Source organism: Bradyrhizobium sp. USDA 4473 (assembly GCF_054063335.1).
Genome location: NZ_JBSSGE010000001.1, coordinates 212,495 through 227,215 on the forward strand (window position 1 = coordinate 212,495; position 14,721 = coordinate 227,215).

Consider the following 14,721-nt stretch of genomic DNA (forward strand, 5'->3'; position numbering starts at 1 on the left):
GCAGATCGATGAGAACCCCACCTCAACCATTCGGGACGCTCGCGGCCATCCTGTCCGCGGGCGTCATTGTTTTTGCGGCACAAACCGCACTTGCGCAAACCACTTCGCCACCGCCCGCAACTGCGACGCGGCCGGCCAGGGTGCTGCCCGACCAGACGTCGGAGCCGAGCAACGGCCCGCCATCGACCGCTGACCAAACCACCGGCGAGGCCAGCAAGGATCCCAAGATCAAGCAGATGAACCAGGACGCGAAAAGCAAGGTCGAGCGAGAGGGTAAATAACGCAAAGCGCGGACCGGGAAGCGGCGGTCTCCCCAGCCGCCGCTTCCCGATCGCATCGCCCCCTGTCGGTTGAAAGCGCTCTCGAGCTCCGGCTCTGACCTGATCAGAACCGAAGCTCTCTTCGCGCGCCTACTTCTTGTCGAGCGCGAATACCCAGATCACGCCGCCTTGCGGGACGTTGTTCTCGAAGCCCGCAACCTTGCCGGCGAGCGCGTCCTGGATGCGCTGCGCGTCGACACCCCAGCCCGACTGGACTGCGATGTATTGCTTGCCGTCGACTTCATAGGATATCGGCATCGCCATGATGCCGGAGTTGGTCTTCTGCTCCCACAACAGCTCGCCGGTCTTGGCGTTGAAGATGCGGAAGGCGCGGTCGTTGGTGCCGCCGGAGAGAACCAGATCGCCCGCGGTCGCGGTCACCGCGCCGAACAGCTGCGAGGTCTTGTAGTCGTGCTGCCAGACCTTCTTGCCGGTGGCCGGATCCCACGCCTGCAACTCGCCGAAATGATCGGCATTCGGCGCCGGGATCAGGCCGATGTCCTCCGGCTTGGTGCCGAGCCAGAGCTGGCCGGGAACCAGGGGCTGCTTCTCGCCGGTGAAGCCGCCGCAGAAGTTCTCGTTGGCGGGGACATAGACCAGCTTGGTGTTCGGGCTATAGGCCGCCGACGGCCAGTCCTTGCCGCCCCACAGCGACGGGCAGAACTCGACCCGCTTGCCGAGCACCGGCTTGTGGTCGGGATCGAGGATCGGCCGGCCGGTCTCGGCCTCGACACCCTTCCAGACATTGGTCTTCACGAACGGCCAGCCGGCGACATAGTTGATCTTGTCCGGCTTGCGCTCCAGCACCCAGAAGATCGCGTCGCGCCCGGGATGCACCAGGCTCTTGAACGATCGCCCGTCGCGCTGCATGTCGATCAGCATCGGTGCATCGACCTCGTCCCAGTCCCAGGAATCGTTCTGGTGATACTGGAAGTGGGTCTTGATCTTGCCGCTGTCGGGGTCGAGCGCCAGCACCGAGCTGGTGTAGAGGTTGTCGCCGGGATGCATCGAGCCGGGCCACGGCGCGGCGTTGCCGACGCCCCAATAGACCGTCTTGGTGTCCTTGTCGTAGGTGCCGGTCATCCAGGCGGAGCCGCCGCCCGACTTCCAGTCGTCGCCGCTCCAGGTCTCGTGCCCGGGCTCGCCTTCGCCGGGGATGGTGAAGGTGCGCCACAGCTCCTTGCCGCTGTTGGCATCGAAGCCGACCACATAGCCGCGCACGCCGAACTCACCGCCGGAGCCGCCGACGATCACCTTGCCGTCGACGATCAACGGCATCAGCGTCATGTACTGACCCTTCTTGTAGTCCTGGACCTTGGTGTCCCAGACCACCTTGCCGGTCTTGGCGTCGAGCGCGACGACGTGGTCGTCGGTCGTCGCGAGATAGAGCTTGTCCTCCCACAGGCCGACGCCGCGGCTGGTCGGATGCAGCTGGAACAGATCGTCGGGCAGCTGCCGCTTGTAGCGCCAGTACTCTTCACCAGTCTTGGCATTAAGGGCGATCACCTGCCCCATCGGAGTCGCGACGAACATCACGCCGTTGTTGACGATCGGCGGCGCCTCGTGGCCCTCGATCACGCCGGTCGAGAAGGTCCAGGCCGGCTTGAGGTCCTTGACGTTGGACGTGTTGATCTCAGTGAGCGGACTGAAGCCCTGTCCGTCATAGGTCCGGCGATAGAGCATCCAGTTGCCGGGTTCGGGATTTTCCAGACGCGCTGACGTCACCGAACTGTAGTTTTCGATCGGCCCCGCGACGGCGTAGGTCGACATCAGGCACGTGAATGCGACACAACTCGACAGTAACCACTGCTTGCTTGTCATCAGATGCTACCTCCCTGCTCTGTTTTATTTTTCAGTTTTGTTTAGGTCATGCAGAAGTCCCGGTGCGGCCTCATCCTCCTTGCTGAGCACCCACCTTCCCGACGAATGGCGCTGCGACCGTGATCGCGCCGTCGGCCACCGTCAGCGGCAATGCCGCGAGGCGACGTGGCGCCGGCCCGAACACGACCTGCGCATTCTGCCGCGGATCGTATTCGGAGTTGTGACAGAGGCATTTCAGAACGTTCTTGTCGCCTTGATCCTGCTTCACCCAGGCGGTGATCGGACATCCGGCATGCGAGCAGATGACCGAGTAGCAGACGATGCCGTCGGCTGCGTGGGCGCGCGTGGCATCGTCGAGCTCGTTTGGATCGAGCTTGACTAGCACGACCTCGTTGAGCCGCGAACCCTTGCGGATGACGTTGGTCTTCGGATCCTGCGGCCAGGCACGAAGCGGTGGTCCGCCGAGCTTCAGATCATCCGACTTGATGACCTCTCCGGCCTTGTCGCCTTCGGCGCGCACCAGGACGTCGGCCTTTTGCGGCCGCTCACTGGCGCCGGGCTGTTCGTCATCGTCGGCGGCTGCGGGCTCGATCGCGGCGAGACAGGCGCAGCCCGCAAGCGCGGTCAACAGCGCACGGCGTGTCGGGTCGGTGCACGCCCCTGCTGCATCGGATTCACCGGATTGTTCGATGGAAGCGTTGGAGTTGGATCGCGGCATGGCGCAAGCTGAACGTGCAACTCGGCCGAAAAGATGGCGGCACACCTTCTCGATGCGCGAACGCAGGCGCAAAAAATATGCAGCGAATGATTTGCAGCTTTTGGTTGCAGCCTTTGGTCGATCGAAGCGCCGCGGCTTCGCGATTGCGAGCGTCAGGGCTCGTTGACGAAGCTCAGCCTGCCGGCAGGTTTCAGCGTCTTTGCATCAAATGTGCGGATCTCTGTTGCACCGCCTATATCGAGTGTGACCATCAAACGCTCGCCGGCGACGCCGGTTGCGACGATGCGGGCGCCCTTCGGCAGCGCAGCAGTGACATCGGAGACCGAAACAGGGCTTCCCTCGCTGCGATAAAGGCGGTAGCCGATGGCGATCAACACGACGGCCACGGCCAATGCCGAGGTCAGGCCCGCGATCAGCATCATGCGCCGCACCCGCGCGATCAGCGCGGCCTGGTCGGGGGTCGGTTCGGTCACAGCGGTGTCGGTCATCACAAGGCTCTATCTTTGCAAGTTACGTCGCAGCAGGTCTCTTCGAATGGCGGTCGGAAGCTGGAGGTCATCGTCGCCGGCGACGAGGGCTCGGCCCGGCTCGACCGCGTGCTCGCACAGCGCACTCCGGAGCTGTCGCGGTCCCGGCTGAAGGCGCTGATCCTCGCCGGTTCCGTGACCGTCAAGGACGCCGTCGTCCGCGACCCCGCTTATCATGTCATCAGGGGCGATACGATCATAATCGACGTCCCGGAGGCCGCACCCGCCGAGCCGAAGGGCGAGGACATCGCGCTCGATATCGTGTTCGAGGACGACGACATCATCGTCATCGACAAGCCGAGGGGCCTGGTGGTGCATCCCGCCGCCGGCCACGCCACCGGAACGCTGGTCAATGCGCTGATCGCGCATTGCGGCACCAGCCTGTCCGGCATCGGCGGGGTCAAGCGGCCGGGCATCGTGCACCGCCTCGACAAGGACACCACCGGCCTGATGGTGGTGGCCAAGAACGACCACGCCCATCAGTCACTGACCGCGCAATTCGCCGACCATGGCCGCACCGGCCCGATGGAACGCGGCTACATGGCGTTCGCCTGGGGCGTGCCGAACCGGCCGCACGGCACCATCGACGCGCCGATCGACCGCCACCCGCACGCCCGCGAGAAGATGGCGGTGCGCCAGGGCGGCCGCGAGGCGATCACCCATTTCGAGGTGCTCTCGAGCTTTGCCGGCCGCGATGGCAAGCCGGTCGCCTCGCTCCTGGCCTGCCGGCTCGAGACCGGGCGGACCCATCAGATCAGGGTCCACCTCGCCCATCTCGGCCATCCCCTGCTGGGAGACAGCGTCTACGGCCCGCATTTCAAGACCAAGGCCGGCCATCTCGGGCCGGAAGGTAAGGACGCACTTACCGCCCTCGACCGGCAGGCGCTGCACGCCTATCTGCTGGCTTTGGAACACCCCCGCACCGGGGAACTTTTGCACTGGGAAGCGCCTCTGCCGGAGGATTTGCTTCTCCTGCAACGGGCGCTGGCAGCGGCGGTATGACGCACCCCTCCCAGAAAAAGCTCGTCATGACAACAGGTTATAGCTGCCACACGGGGACGTGACGTCAGCAATCCTTCCCTATCACGGACCGTTTGGTGTATGTTGCACCTGCGCTGAATATCCAGCGCGGAACATCGCAGCATGGCCGGCTTTAACCCAGCGGCCACCTGCCGGGCCCGCCGCTATCGGGGGCCTGAACCACTGGAGGGCGCTCGAATGGCCCGTACAGCTACGTTGCCGGTTCTCAATGGAGAATCTGGCCTCTCACGTTACCTCGCCGAGATCCGCAAGTTCCCCATGCTGGAGCCCCAGCAGGAGTACATGCTCGCCAAGCGTTGGCGCGAGCATGACGATCGCGACGCGGCGCATAAACTCGTCACCAGCCATCTCAGGCTCGTGGCCAAGATCGCCATGGGCTATCGCGGCTACGGCTTGCCGATCTCCGAGGTCGTCTCGGAAGGCAATGTCGGCCTGATGCAGGCGGTGAAGCGATTCGAGCCCGAGAAGGGCTTCCGTCTCGCCACTTACGCCATGTGGTGGATCAAGGCGTCAATACAAGAGTACATCCTGCGTTCCTGGTCGCTCGTGAAGATGGGCACCACCGCGAACCAGAAGAAGCTGTTCTTCAACCTGCGCAAGGCGAAGAGCAAGATCTCGGCCCTGGAAGAGGGTGATCTCCACCCCGACCAGGTCAAGCTGATCGCCAAGCGCCTCGGCGTGACAGATCAGGACGTGGTCGACATGAACCGCCGCCTCGGCGGCGACGCGTCGCTCAACGCCCCGATCCGCGACGACGGCGAAGCCGGCGAATGGCAGGACTGGCTGGTCGACAACTCGCCTAACGCCGAAGCCATGATGGCCGAGAGCGAGGAGTTCGATCATCGCCGCCAGGCCCTCAACGGTGCGATCGGCGTGCTCAACCCGCGCGAACGCCGCATCTTCGAGGCGCGGCGCCTGGCGGATGAGCCGATGACGCTGGAAGACCTCGCCGCCGAGTTCGGCGTGTCACGCGAGCGCGTGCGGCAGATCGAGGTCCGCGCCTTCGAAAAGGTGCAGTCGGCCGTCAAGGGTACGATCGCCCGGCAGGAAGCAGCGCTCGAAGCCGCGCATTAAGCGCGCGGCGAGCCAACAGACACGAAAGCCGGCGGCAACGCCGGCTTTTTTGTTTTTGCAAGGCGGTGCTCGGTGCGCACACCCCAACCCCATGGCGGAGCCGTCAGCCGAGGCCCTCCACGCTGACCAAACGCGCCGAGCTGCAACCCTCTCTCAGGCGCTTCAGTCCTTGATACGTTGCGCCGTTGTAAAACGACTCCCAGGCCGCGACCGACGGGAATTCCAACAGCACAATCCTACGCGGCTCCCAATCTCCTTCGTAGACTTTGTGAGCTCCGCCCCGCGCAAGATATTTGGCGCCGGCCGCTTCCAGGGCCGGCTTCACGCCAGACATGAATTCCTGGTATTGCCTGGGCTCACGAATATCCACGTCGAAGATGACATAAGCCGCCATTGCATTCCTCGATCCATTTGAGTTGAAAGCCATCTCTGCCCTGTCTACTCCGGCAAGCCCGCCTTGCGCAGGCCCGCGCCGAAGCGCGCGATATCTTCCGGTCGCCGCACGCCGACACGGGTGTCCAGATTCGAGAGTGAGAGATTCGGGTCAAGCAGCTTGAGTTGGGCGAGGTATTTCTTGGTCAGCTCGGTCCGGTTCAGCAGCGCGGCGCTTGCCAGCGCGATGCGTGTCGCCGGCGAGAAGAACGGGTTCTGTCGCAGGGCCATCTCGGCGACGGCCAGTGCCTCTTCATCCCGGCCAGCGATGAAATGGGCCAGCGCCGCCGCGCCGTCGATCGTGAAGGTCTGCGGATCCACCGGGCTGAGGCGACGCGCGCGTTCGGTGTGAGCCAGCGCCAGTTCCGGTTCGCCACGCCAAGCGCACACGTACGCGCTTTGCGCCCACATCAGCGCGTGATTTACGTTCATAGCCAAGGCGCGATCAAGCAGCGCCGCACCGGTGTCGAGATCGCCCAGGATGTTGGCTGCGGCAAAGCCGCAGGATCCCAGGGTGAAGGCATCATCCCGGCCGACCTCGGGCGCCCGCGCAACGAGCTCGTGCACCCTTGGCACGAGCGAGGCAAGGTCGCCCACCCATCCGGTGGACCGCAGCGTGACATAGCTGACTGCCGCCATGCCGTAGGGCATGCTGAAGTCCGGATCGATCCTCATCGCCTCATGGAACAGCTTCAGCGCTTCTTCAATACCGGCCTTGGTCCATTGATAGAGAGAGCCGATGCCGCGCATATAGGTCATGTGTGCATCGGTGCTTTCGGTCGGCCGGTGCTTGGCGCGTTCGATCTCGGCATGGCGGATGGTCGGAACGAGCGCACCGGCCACGCGGGACGTCACCTTGTCCTGGAGGTCGAACACATCTTCCAGCGTACCTTCGAAACGGTCGACCCAAAGGTGAGTGCCGGTGATCGCGTCCACGAGTTGGCCGGAGATCCGCACGCGTTGTCCCGCCTTGCGCACACTGCCCTCGAGCACATAGCGGACGCCGAGTTCGCGTCCGATCTGCTTCACGTCAACCGCACGGCCCTTGTAGGTGAAGGAGGAATTGCGCGAGATCACGAACAGGCTGCTGAAGCGCGACAACGCCATGATGATGTCTTCCACCATCCCGTCGGCGAAGTAGTCCTGATCGGGATCCGGGCTCATGTTCTGGAACGGAAGCACCACCACAGATGGCTTGCCCGGCAACGCCAGCATGGGTGCCGGCGCCGCGGCCGTCTCGGCCCGGCCAAACTGGATGCGGTAGACCCGAATTGGACGCGCGATATTCTTGAGTTGTTGCTCGCCGCCGTCGCGGAACGTGACGTCGAGCCGCCCGTCGACGTCCTCCTGCACCCTCGCTGAGACGCAGATGCCGCCGGGATCGGCAAGACCCTCCAGACGCGCGGCGATGTTGACGCCATCGCCGAAAATGTCGCCGTCCTCGGAAATGATATCGCCGACGTGCACGCCGATGCGAAATTCGACACGTTTAGAACTGGCGACACTGAGATTGGCGCTCGCCGTTGCGAGCTGGATGTCGACCGCGCAGCGCACGGCGTCCACGGCGCTGGCAAACTCCGCCAGCATGCCATCTCCAGTGGTCTTGACCAGCCTGCCGCGGTGCTCGGTGATCTTGGGCTCGACGACGCCGTTGCGATGCCCGCGCAACTGCACCAGCGTCCCCTCTTCGTCGGCGCCCATCAGGCGGCTATAGCCGGCCACGTCCGCGGCCAGAATTGCCGACAATCTCCGATCGAGGCGTTCTGCCAACAGCATCACTCCGGGAAGGCTCCCGCCAGCATATACGGAGGTACCGGATTGCAAAATACCGCGGCCGACCTTTCGGGCGTGTGAGCCCGTTCATACGACGATCAGGACCGCTTCAGCACCGCATCTCGGAAGGGAGCGATCCAACCCCCGGCGGTCAGAAGCGCTGCGATCGGCGAGGCAACCGGCAGTACCGCGCGGCGCAGGACGCCGCGCCCGGCACGCAGATGCCGCCACGCTTCGTGCCGATGTCCCAACCGAGGGACATTGCCCCGCCGAAGCCGGCTATGGACAACAAGTCGATCTCAACCGCCGAGCCTAACGCGCTTCCGCGGAAATGCGATAGGCTTGATGGCAGGCAACGCAATTCCTCATCGTGTCGGCAAGCGTCTTGTTGATTTTTGCCGCCGGCGCGCGCGCAGCCGCCTGCTCAGCGATCTGGTCAAAGCCGCTCCGGACCGAGCCGATCATCGCCTTCCAGGCGTCGCTTTCCTTGGCGGCCAGGGTCGCCGGCCGGACCAGCGCGGCATTGGCCTTGCGACCGCGCGCCGCTGCTTCACGCGCGACCAGATCCAGATCGCCCGAGCCAAGCCCTTCCTCGACCTCCACGATGGAGGCCAGGAACAGCCGCATTTGCTCCAGCACGAAGGCTTTCTCGATGTCGGTTCGCTGCACGGGCTCTCGTGTATCGGTCGTTTCGTCGGCCCGTGCCGGCGACGCGATTGCGCCAAGCAATGCAGCCAGGGTGATGACGATCGGAGCGATCCGGTAACGCATGATGCAAGTCCAGTGTCTCATGGCCGGATTACTTTCGCTCCACCAGAAGCGCTCGACAGTCCGTGTCGCCGACGTTTTCAGCCGTATGCGAGGCAGTGATGGGCCCCGCGCTGGCCGCTCCGGCCTTGTTCTTCAGTTCGCGCGTCGTGCCGTCCGGATTGTGGACCCGCACGGCGCAATCATCGAGCGCGTAGACCACGAAAGGAAGCGGGTGCGAATGCGGCTTGTCCGTTGTGCCTTTCTTCCAGGTCGCCGCGATTACACGAAAGCTTTGATCTTCGAAGATGACCTTATAGACCATCGGATCGGCCTGATAGGAGGGAGGAGCCTCCTGCGCCGAGGCCGAACCGATCCAGATCGCGGCAACTCCCAATCCAAACATCGAACGTTTGACCATAGACAAATCCTTTGCGGAAGAAATATCGAGGTTGAAGCGCTAAAGCAGACCTTGGGCGGCGGCGTTGTCGCGATCGACCTGCCGTTGCCGGACAATCGACAGCTCTCCCCTGCATGCAGCGAACGTGTCTGTGCCCGCGCCGATTCCGAACTTTCCGCAGAATTGGCGATCTTCGTCAGCAACCCTCCTCACGAGGTCGTCGTGTGCGGCGGCGCGCATGGCAGGACCTGCGACGAAGACGGCGTACAGGCCAAAAGCGGCCATGATCGCAATAAACAAGGCGTATACAAGCGAACGGAGCGGCCCCGCAGTGGAGCCGTGCACGCCGCTATCGATTTCGGTCATCAAAAAAATTCCTCAAGCAATGAAACTGAAAAATAAACGGGCCCATGGGGGCAAGGTCGGACCGCAGATAAATCTAGCCTTTCCGAGCGAGACGCAGTCGGAAAACTTTGCGCCTATCGAAGGCACCGGGAAAAGCTGCGAACAGAGTCACCCCACGGTCAACAGGCGAGCGGCGGAGCGGCGCTGGGTCTCGGTCCAATCGCGCATCGCGACGAGGTTGACCGCGTCGTGCAGGTACATTCCAACTGCAAGGCCACGATCGTAGCTCACCCAGTGGCGCGGCGTGATCTCGATGCTCCGCCCGCCGCGCCCAAGGATCCTGACGAGACCGGCCGCCTGCGCGGCGTTCATCAGGTTGCGGATATGAGTTCGTGAAACGCCGAAGCGCTCCGCCACATCCATGTAGGGGATGGCCGCGGTCGGATCGCCCGCATCCATGGCAGCCTTCAGGACCGCATTTTGAATCAGCGGCCCCGCGGCATGGGAAAAGAACAGCATCGTATCCGGTAGCGTCATCATGAGGCGAACGGAGACCGGAAAGAACGGCAGGCCGACGCGGCAGTGGGTGACATTGAAGGCCTGATTTCGGGACAGAACCGGGCTGTAGTCGTGATCGGGGTACAATTTGGCAAGCGGCACGAAGTGGGTCGCAAGCCACTCGGCATGATGCGAGCGCAGCTTGTCCGTGGTCGCCAGCAGTCGCACACGCCGGTCGGCCGGCGCTCGGCTCTGCGAGATGAATCCGACCTCGCACAGCCGTGCCAGCAGATGATCCACCTGCCGGTCACTCGCGTGTCCGTGCATATTGAGCTGCCGCTTCAGCGCGGTGACCGTGAACCAGGTTTCGCGGCGGGCCGGATCCTGTGCGGCTTCGAGCACCGCTGCGCTCAGAAAAACGAGGAATCGGCCGGCCTGGAGCAGCAGGCGAACCAGGAACGGATCACCCTCGTACAAGTCGCAAAAGGCCGCGATGTAGGCGCGCCGCGCTTCCGGCAGCCGAGGATGGTTTACGATCTCCTCGAAGCTCAGCCGCAACCGGCGGCCCGCCAGGCGCTCAAGTTCGTCTCTTTCCAAGGCTGCCCCCCTTGACCTTGCCGATGGTATAAGACCACCGCTAGCTGGGCAATGCCTTCCTGCAGTTCTGGCCGCTATGCAATGGGGCTACGCGGCCGCACGCTGCGCGGACCCGTTGGCTCCAACGGGCTACTTCGTCGTCGCCGCAAAAGCGACACGAAATCATTGCGCCATCGCGCGTCGTTAAACGATAGGCGCCCTCTCCCGTGACCTTCAAATATGGCCTTGCCGGCCTGCTCGTGCTCATCGCTGCGTGCGCCCACGCGCAATCGGACGACGAGATGGCGGCATGCGTTGAGCGTTCGGACGGTGTTTCGAGCAAGATGCTCGATTGCGGTAAAGCCGAGATCGACAAATGGGATGCCCGGCTGAACGCTGCCTACCAACTGCTGCTGCAGCGAGAAAGCGGCGGAGCGCGCGTGAGGCTGCAGGCAGAGCAGAAGGCCTGGCTCTCTCATCACTTGAGCGAAACCCGCCGTCTCGCGAGCGACCCTGATGCGGGCTCGGGGGCCTTCATGACGTCGCAGAGCTTCGAGTTGGATGACATCGCCAAACGCACCCGCGAATTGGAACGCGCCCTGGCAACGCACGCTGATCGGAAGCGCCTCAGCCGCTGAGATGACTGCATCTGTCGGATGGGTCCGCGCAGCGCGCGGCCCGGTGATAACTCCGCGATCCCCATCATCTCACCTCGCAGCAGAAGATTGATGGGTATTGCTCTGCGCTCCACCCGTCCTACGGCTGGCTTTTGACATGGTGTCAAGAGGCGCTCCTGGCCATGTCGGCTAAGGGCAGCGGTTCCGATCGTTCGACGCGGTTAGTCGGGCGTCGTTTGCGGTTATGCAAGCACCGTTTGCAGCCGCCGACGCATGGCAAAGCCGTCCAAATCCGGAAAACTGGATTTCTCGGCGCGCGCGCGAAGTATGCTGTGAGCTGTTCGTATGGCCAAGCTTCTGATCGAACCCAGTTGCTCTTCACTCGGAGCATGTGGGCCGTGTGTCGAGAGGACCCCGACAAGAGCGCCAGAATTGGTGAGAAGCGGGGTTGACTGTACAGCCTTGAAACCGGCCCGTTCAGCGACATTCCGAAACGGGAAAAATCGTGGGTCCAGCGTGACGTCATGGATAACGACCGGCTGCCGATTGAAAAGAGCGCGACCGCACGCACACCCGTCCCGGATCGTTACACGACGAAAGCAGTCGAGAAACTCTTCGGTAAAGCCCTGCTGAGCCATGATCTCCAGGTGACCCATCTTCCAGTCGATGAGTTGAATGTTGCCGAGCTCCTGACCTGTAATGGCCAAGGCCTCGTTCAGCGCTGATTGCAGGAGCGGCAGTTCGGAAACGTCATGCATCGATCAAGCCCTCAGCCAAACCTCGCGTCGAATTCGGCCGCGCCTTTTAGCTTGGGCCGCGGAGCATCGAAGACGGCAAACTTTCCTCGATCAGCGCGCGGGACACCAAGATCGCCTCGCGGGTCTGTCTCGCGGTTTCGCGCGCTTCGAAAATGGCTTGGTCGGCCGATTGCAAGAGGGCTTCTGACGAAGCAGGAGGCGGACCCGCTCTCTCGGACTTTCTAGCCAGAACAGAGGTGGTTGCATCGGTGACGTGATGGACCACCGCGACGATTGAGCCGTCGTCATCAAGCACCGGCCAGTTCTTGGGATGCCAATAGCGGACCTGCCACGGTCGCCCCTCAGGCTGGATGTCATATCTCTGGAGAGGCATGACCTGCCCACGTTTCTCCTGAAGGACCTTCCCAAACGACGCCGCCAGATTGGCAACGCCGTCCGCGTGTGTCAGATGTGGATTGTCGGGGAAGGCATCGAACATGTCCAAACCGGCAAGCGTATCTCGCGAGCGAGAGACGCCGCCCAGATAGGCATCATTGCCGTTGACAATCTTCAGGTCGGGCGTGAGCAAAAGTATCGGGACGGGGCAATGCTCGAATAGCCGATGCCATGCATCTTGTGCGCCGGCCATCAATGCCTTCGGCGAACGGAAGTTCGGTTGCTTAGTCGTCATGGTCGACCTGTGCGCTCAGACTGCCCCCAACTCAACTTTAGCCCACATCGCTTTTTTCGACCATCGAAGGCGGCACCGTAGAATTACCGCTCTCACTTGCCACGGAACCGCTCATTCGAAGATGCAGATCCAGCGAGCCGACGAGTTCAATCATCGCAACGTAGCTGGAGAATTCGTTGGCCATGCAGGTAGGCTCGAACGGCTTTTCAAATCTTGACCGCACCGCTACGGCATCGCGCTCTGCATGGATGGTGGAATCCAGCGCGTCGAATATGTGGCTCCAAGTTCGTTCGATCCCGGAGCGGACCTGTCACCGGAACTGCCAAGAACAGCATAGACCAATATCTGCGGTCTCGATTTCCCATTCGATACTATGTCCATCGCCATTCCGTCGAACTCTCGGACAATGGTCATCATTGGTCCGTATAATGGGTGAAGCGAGGCGACAACCATCAATCTTTTGCCGGGGAGATGATGGGTATCGCGGAGTTTGTCATCGGGCCGCGCGCTGCGCGGACCCGTTGGCTCCGCCCATCCGGGGCCGTGTATACGCATGAGCCTCAAGAGCTACATCTGCGCGTTGGCTGCCAAGGGCCGGTTCGACGGCGACCGGAGGGCAGCGTCGGACGGCGCGGCCTCGGATGGCCGATGGGCTGAGGTTGCCGGCAGCACGATCACCTTGGCTCCGACCTTCACCCGCTCATAAAGGTCCGTGACGTCGTCATTGGTCAGCCGGATACAGCCCGACGAAACCCGCCTGCCGATCGTATCGGGCTTGTTGGTGCCGTGAATTCGATATTCGGTCTCGCCCAGATACATCGCCCGGGCGCCAAGCGGATTGCCGGGTCCGCCTGCCATGAACCGCGGCAGATAAGGTTGCCGCGTGAGCATCTCCGGCGGCGGACGCCAATCCGGCCATTCCGTCTTGCGGGCCACCGTCTGTTCGCCGGACCAGGTGAACCCTTCGCGGCCGACACCGATGCCGTAGCGCATCGCCTGCCTGTCGTTCAGAACGAGATAGAGGAACGTGTTTCCGGTATCGATGACGACGGTTCCCGGCGTCTGACGGCTGGCGTAGTCGACCACCTGTCGAACGAATTTTCCGGGACCATCAGCGGCTTTGGGCGGCTCGACCAGGGGCGCAGGCGCCGGGACTGGGACCGGGACCGGAGCCGGGGCCGGCGCCGCGACGCGAACCGCAGTCGATGCGTGAGCCGGCGTTGACGGCACCGCGGCCTGCTGCGCCGACGGCTTGCGTGTCGGCTGAACGCTCGCCGGGCGCCACAGCAAACCATACCCCAATGCAGCAGCGGCGATGACGCCGATTGCAACTCGCCCCATCACCGGCAGTGCGAGCGCCTCGGTCTTTGTCTTTCCGCGTTTGGCCCGCCGACCCATGTCTTTCCCCAGATTCCCCTGTGCCTGGAGAACTACTCAGCAAACTCTAACAAACTTCGAAGCGATGTCGCTCGGGCTGGAAATCGTTAAGCGTCGTTAACGCTGAAGGAGAATGTCCGGGCTAGCAGACACGAAAGCCGGCAGCGACGCCGGCCTTTTCGCTTTTGTGGTAGCGTTCTCAGCAACTTCACTGTCGTCCTCCGCGGAAGCGGGGGACCCAGTACGCCGCGGCGGTCAAGAGAGGGCGGGCGAGTAATATAACGGCTGCCTCTGGATACTGGATCGCCCGGTCAAGCCGGGCGATGACGGCTGTTTGCTGAGCTGAGCGGACCCTGTCCAAGCATGACACTACTCGCCCCACTCCCGCGCCATGGTCGCAAGCGCGCAACCTTCGCAGTAGCGGGCATCCTTGAAGTCGATCCAGTTGTGCGCATAGACGTGGTCGAGCGGAATGCGGTAGCGCGCGCGCAGCACGCGCACCAGCACGCGCCAGGCGGCGATCTGGGCGTCGGTCGGGCCCTTGGTGACGTCGGGATAATTGCCGGCGAACTCGACGCCGATCGAGCTGTCCTTGTTGACCCGATGATAGGTCTTGCTGTTGTCGATGTATTTGTTGTCGTTGCGATCGGCGCCGTCGGTGTGGGTCGGCACCAGATTGTCGGCGACCGCCCAATAGACCGTGCCGTCGGTCTCGACCCAGACCATGACGCCGCGCCTGGTCGGGTTCTTGTGCTGCTGTTGCGCGCCGGAGCGTGCCGAACCGGCCGGCCCCTCGGTCTGGTGCACGATAATGTTGCGCCAGGGATGCGCGTGGGCGACGTCGCCCCAGGGCGACAGCCAGACCATCGTCAGGCCGGGAATCTCGGGCGTGCCCTGCGACCGCGCGATCGCAGCGAGATCGGAGGTTTCAGCCAGGGCGGCGGAGGAGATCACGAGCGCGAGAAGCGCGGCGAGCAGGCGGGACATCATTGCGGAACGATCCGGGGCATTCACTCAGTCATTCCGG

Annotated in this window: 19 protein-coding genes; 5 read left to right on the forward strand and 14 right to left on the reverse strand. The window is 63.1% G+C overall.

What is annotated here, in order from left to right:
- Positions 1–8: 8 nt before the first annotated feature.
- Positions 9–281 (forward strand): hypothetical protein, encoded by a 273-nt coding sequence (locus tag ACVW17_RS00990; protein ID WP_456750062.1) that lies wholly within the window; start codon positions 9–11, stop codon positions 279–281.
- A gap of 129 nt (positions 282–410) precedes the next feature.
- On the opposite strand, the gene ACVW17_RS00995 is transcribed toward ACVW17_RS00990, so the two are convergent.
- Complete coding sequence (locus tag ACVW17_RS00995) at positions 411–2,141, reverse strand: methanol/ethanol family PQQ-dependent dehydrogenase (protein WP_456750063.1); 1,731 nt, start codon at positions 2,139–2,141, stop codon at positions 411–413.
- A gap of 70 nt (positions 2,142–2,211) precedes the next feature.
- Positions 2,212–2,859, reverse strand: coding sequence for a QcrA and Rieske domain-containing protein (locus ACVW17_RS01000; RefSeq protein WP_456750064.1), 648 nt, complete (start codon positions 2,857–2,859; stop codon positions 2,212–2,214).
- On the opposite strand from ACVW17_RS01000, the gene ACVW17_RS01005 reads away from it, so the two are divergent.
- Positions 2,831–3,025 (forward strand): hypothetical protein, encoded by a 195-nt coding sequence (locus tag ACVW17_RS01005; protein ID WP_456756603.1) that lies wholly within the window; start codon positions 2,831–2,833, stop codon positions 3,023–3,025. The genes ACVW17_RS01000 and ACVW17_RS01005 overlap by 29 nt on opposite strands.
- Here ACVW17_RS01005 and ACVW17_RS01010 read toward each other — a convergent pair.
- Positions 3,012–3,347, reverse strand: coding sequence for a hypothetical protein (locus ACVW17_RS01010; protein WP_456756284.1), 336 nt, complete (start codon positions 3,345–3,347; stop codon positions 3,012–3,014). The genes ACVW17_RS01005 and ACVW17_RS01010 overlap by 14 nt on opposite strands.
- Before the next feature lie 60 nt (positions 3,348–3,407).
- On the opposite strand from ACVW17_RS01010, the gene ACVW17_RS01015 reads away from it, so the two are divergent.
- Complete coding sequence (locus ACVW17_RS01015) at positions 3,408–4,388, forward strand: RluA family pseudouridine synthase (RefSeq protein WP_456756285.1); 981 nt, start codon at positions 3,408–3,410, stop codon at positions 4,386–4,388.
- Positions 4,389–4,604: 216 nt separating this feature from the next.
- Positions 4,605–5,501: an RNA polymerase sigma factor RpoH gene (rpoH, locus tag ACVW17_RS01020; protein WP_139481257.1), complete on the forward strand. Its 897-nt coding sequence runs from the start codon at positions 4,605–4,607 to the stop codon at positions 5,499–5,501.
- A 103-nt stretch (positions 5,502–5,604) separates the two neighbouring features.
- Here the strand turns inward: rpoH and ACVW17_RS01025 are convergent, their stop codons facing one another.
- The 6 genes from ACVW17_RS01025 to ACVW17_RS01050 all read right to left on the reverse strand — a co-directional run bounded on the left by ACVW17_RS01025 (position 5,605) and on the right by ACVW17_RS01050 (position 10,293).
- Complete coding sequence (locus ACVW17_RS01025) at positions 5,605–5,895, reverse strand: DUF1330 domain-containing protein (protein WP_456750065.1); 291 nt, start codon at positions 5,893–5,895, stop codon at positions 5,605–5,607.
- Positions 5,896–5,939: 44 nt separating this feature from the next.
- Positions 5,940–7,709, reverse strand: a complete 1,770-nt coding sequence (locus ACVW17_RS01030) for an adenylate/guanylate cyclase domain-containing protein (protein WP_456756286.1) — start codon at positions 7,707–7,709, stop codon at positions 5,940–5,942.
- 309 nt (positions 7,710–8,018) lie between these two features.
- Positions 8,019–8,477: a hypothetical protein gene (locus ACVW17_RS01035; RefSeq protein WP_456750066.1), complete on the reverse strand. Its 459-nt coding sequence runs from the start codon at positions 8,475–8,477 to the stop codon at positions 8,019–8,021.
- 28 nt (positions 8,478–8,505) lie between these two features.
- Positions 8,506–8,874 (reverse strand): hypothetical protein, encoded by a 369-nt coding sequence (locus ACVW17_RS01040; protein WP_456750067.1) that lies wholly within the window; start codon positions 8,872–8,874, stop codon positions 8,506–8,508.
- Between the two features lie 39 nt (positions 8,875–8,913).
- Positions 8,914–9,219, reverse strand: a complete 306-nt coding sequence (locus ACVW17_RS01045) for a hypothetical protein (RefSeq protein ID WP_456750068.1) — start codon at positions 9,217–9,219, stop codon at positions 8,914–8,916.
- A gap of 147 nt (positions 9,220–9,366) precedes the next feature.
- The gene (locus ACVW17_RS01050) at positions 9,367–10,293 is read right to left on the reverse strand and encodes a hypothetical protein (protein ID WP_456750069.1); all 927 of its coding nucleotides are present in this window, start codon (positions 10,291–10,293) and stop codon (positions 9,367–9,369) included.
- A gap of 206 nt (positions 10,294–10,499) precedes the next feature.
- Between ACVW17_RS01050 and ACVW17_RS01055 the strand changes: the two genes are divergently transcribed.
- Positions 10,500–10,910 (forward strand): lysozyme inhibitor LprI family protein, encoded by a 411-nt coding sequence (locus ACVW17_RS01055; RefSeq protein ID WP_456750070.1) that lies wholly within the window; start codon positions 10,500–10,502, stop codon positions 10,908–10,910.
- Positions 10,911–11,131: 221 nt separating this feature from the next.
- On the opposite strand, the gene ACVW17_RS01060 is transcribed toward ACVW17_RS01055, so the two are convergent.
- From ACVW17_RS01060 to ACVW17_RS01080, 5 genes are all read right to left on the reverse strand, one after another.
- On the reverse strand, positions 11,132–11,647 hold the full coding sequence (locus tag ACVW17_RS01060) for a GAF domain-containing protein (protein WP_456750071.1): 516 nt from the start codon (positions 11,645–11,647) through the stop codon (positions 11,132–11,134).
- A 46-nt stretch (positions 11,648–11,693) separates the two neighbouring features.
- Entirely contained in the window at positions 11,694–12,317 is a 624-nt protein-coding gene (locus tag ACVW17_RS01065) for a PAS domain-containing protein (protein WP_456750072.1), read from the reverse strand.
- A gap of 37 nt (positions 12,318–12,354) precedes the next feature.
- Positions 12,355–12,501, reverse strand: coding sequence for a hypothetical protein (locus ACVW17_RS01070; protein ID WP_456750073.1), 147 nt, complete (start codon positions 12,499–12,501; stop codon positions 12,355–12,357).
- Positions 12,502–12,884: 383 nt separating this feature from the next.
- Entirely contained in the window at positions 12,885–13,715 is an 831-nt protein-coding gene (locus tag ACVW17_RS01075) for a L,D-transpeptidase (RefSeq protein ID WP_456796684.1), read from the reverse strand.
- Positions 13,716–14,063: 348 nt separating this feature from the next.
- Positions 14,064–14,684, reverse strand: a complete 621-nt coding sequence (locus ACVW17_RS01080) for a peptidoglycan recognition protein family protein (protein ID WP_456750075.1) — start codon at positions 14,682–14,684, stop codon at positions 14,064–14,066.
- Positions 14,685–14,721: the final 37 nt, after the last annotated feature.

What these genes read in the sequence shown, in the direction of transcription:
- ACVW17_RS00990 (WP_456750062.1), top strand. Translation starts at nt 9, where the DNA reads ATGAGAACCCCACCTCAACCATTCGGGACGCTCGCGGCCATCCTGTCC.
- ACVW17_RS00995 (WP_456750063.1), bottom strand. Translation starts at nt 2,141, where the DNA reads ATGACAAGCAAGCAGTGGTTACTGTCGAGTTGTGTCGCATTCACGTGC.
- ACVW17_RS01005 (WP_456756603.1), top strand. Translation starts at nt 2,831, where the DNA reads ATGGAAGCGTTGGAGTTGGATCGCGGCATGGCGCAAGCTGAACGTGCA.
- ACVW17_RS01000 (WP_456750064.1), bottom strand. Translation starts at nt 2,859, where the DNA reads ATGCCGCGATCCAACTCCAACGCTTCCATCGAACAATCCGGTGAATCC.
- ACVW17_RS01010 (WP_456756284.1), bottom strand. Translation starts at nt 3,347, where the DNA reads ATGACCGACACCGCTGTGACCGAACCGACCCCCGACCAGGCCGCGCTG.
- rpoH (WP_139481257.1), top strand. Translation starts at nt 4,605, where the DNA reads ATGGCCCGTACAGCTACGTTGCCGGTTCTCAATGGAGAATCTGGCCTC.
- ACVW17_RS01025 (WP_456750065.1), bottom strand. Translation starts at nt 5,895, where the DNA reads ATGGCGGCTTATGTCATCTTCGACGTGGATATTCGTGAGCCCAGGCAA.
- ACVW17_RS01030 (WP_456756286.1), bottom strand. Translation starts at nt 7,709, where the DNA reads ATGCTGTTGGCAGAACGCCTCGATCGGAGATTGTCGGCAATTCTGGCC.
- ACVW17_RS01035 (WP_456750066.1), bottom strand. Translation starts at nt 8,477, where the DNA reads ATGCGTTACCGGATCGCTCCGATCGTCATCACCCTGGCTGCATTGCTT.
- ACVW17_RS01040 (WP_456750067.1), bottom strand. Translation starts at nt 8,874, where the DNA reads ATGGTCAAACGTTCGATGTTTGGATTGGGAGTTGCCGCGATCTGGATC.
- ACVW17_RS01045 (WP_456750068.1), bottom strand. Translation starts at nt 9,219, where the DNA reads ATGACCGAAATCGATAGCGGCGTGCACGGCTCCACTGCGGGGCCGCTC.
- ACVW17_RS01060 (WP_456750071.1), bottom strand. Translation starts at nt 11,647, where the DNA reads ATGCATGACGTTTCCGAACTGCCGCTCCTGCAATCAGCGCTGAACGAG.
- ACVW17_RS01065 (WP_456750072.1), bottom strand. Translation starts at nt 12,317, where the DNA reads ATGACGACTAAGCAACCGAACTTCCGTTCGCCGAAGGCATTGATGGCC.
- ACVW17_RS01070 (WP_456750073.1), bottom strand. Translation starts at nt 12,501, where the DNA reads ATGGCCAACGAATTCTCCAGCTACGTTGCGATGATTGAACTCGTCGGC.
- ACVW17_RS01075 (WP_456796684.1), bottom strand. Translation starts at nt 13,715, where the DNA reads ATGGGTCGGCGGGCCAAACGCGGAAAGACAAAGACCGAGGCGCTCGCA.
- ACVW17_RS01080 (WP_456750075.1), bottom strand. Translation starts at nt 14,684, where the DNA reads ATGATGTCCCGCCTGCTCGCCGCGCTTCTCGCGCTCGTGATCTCCTCC.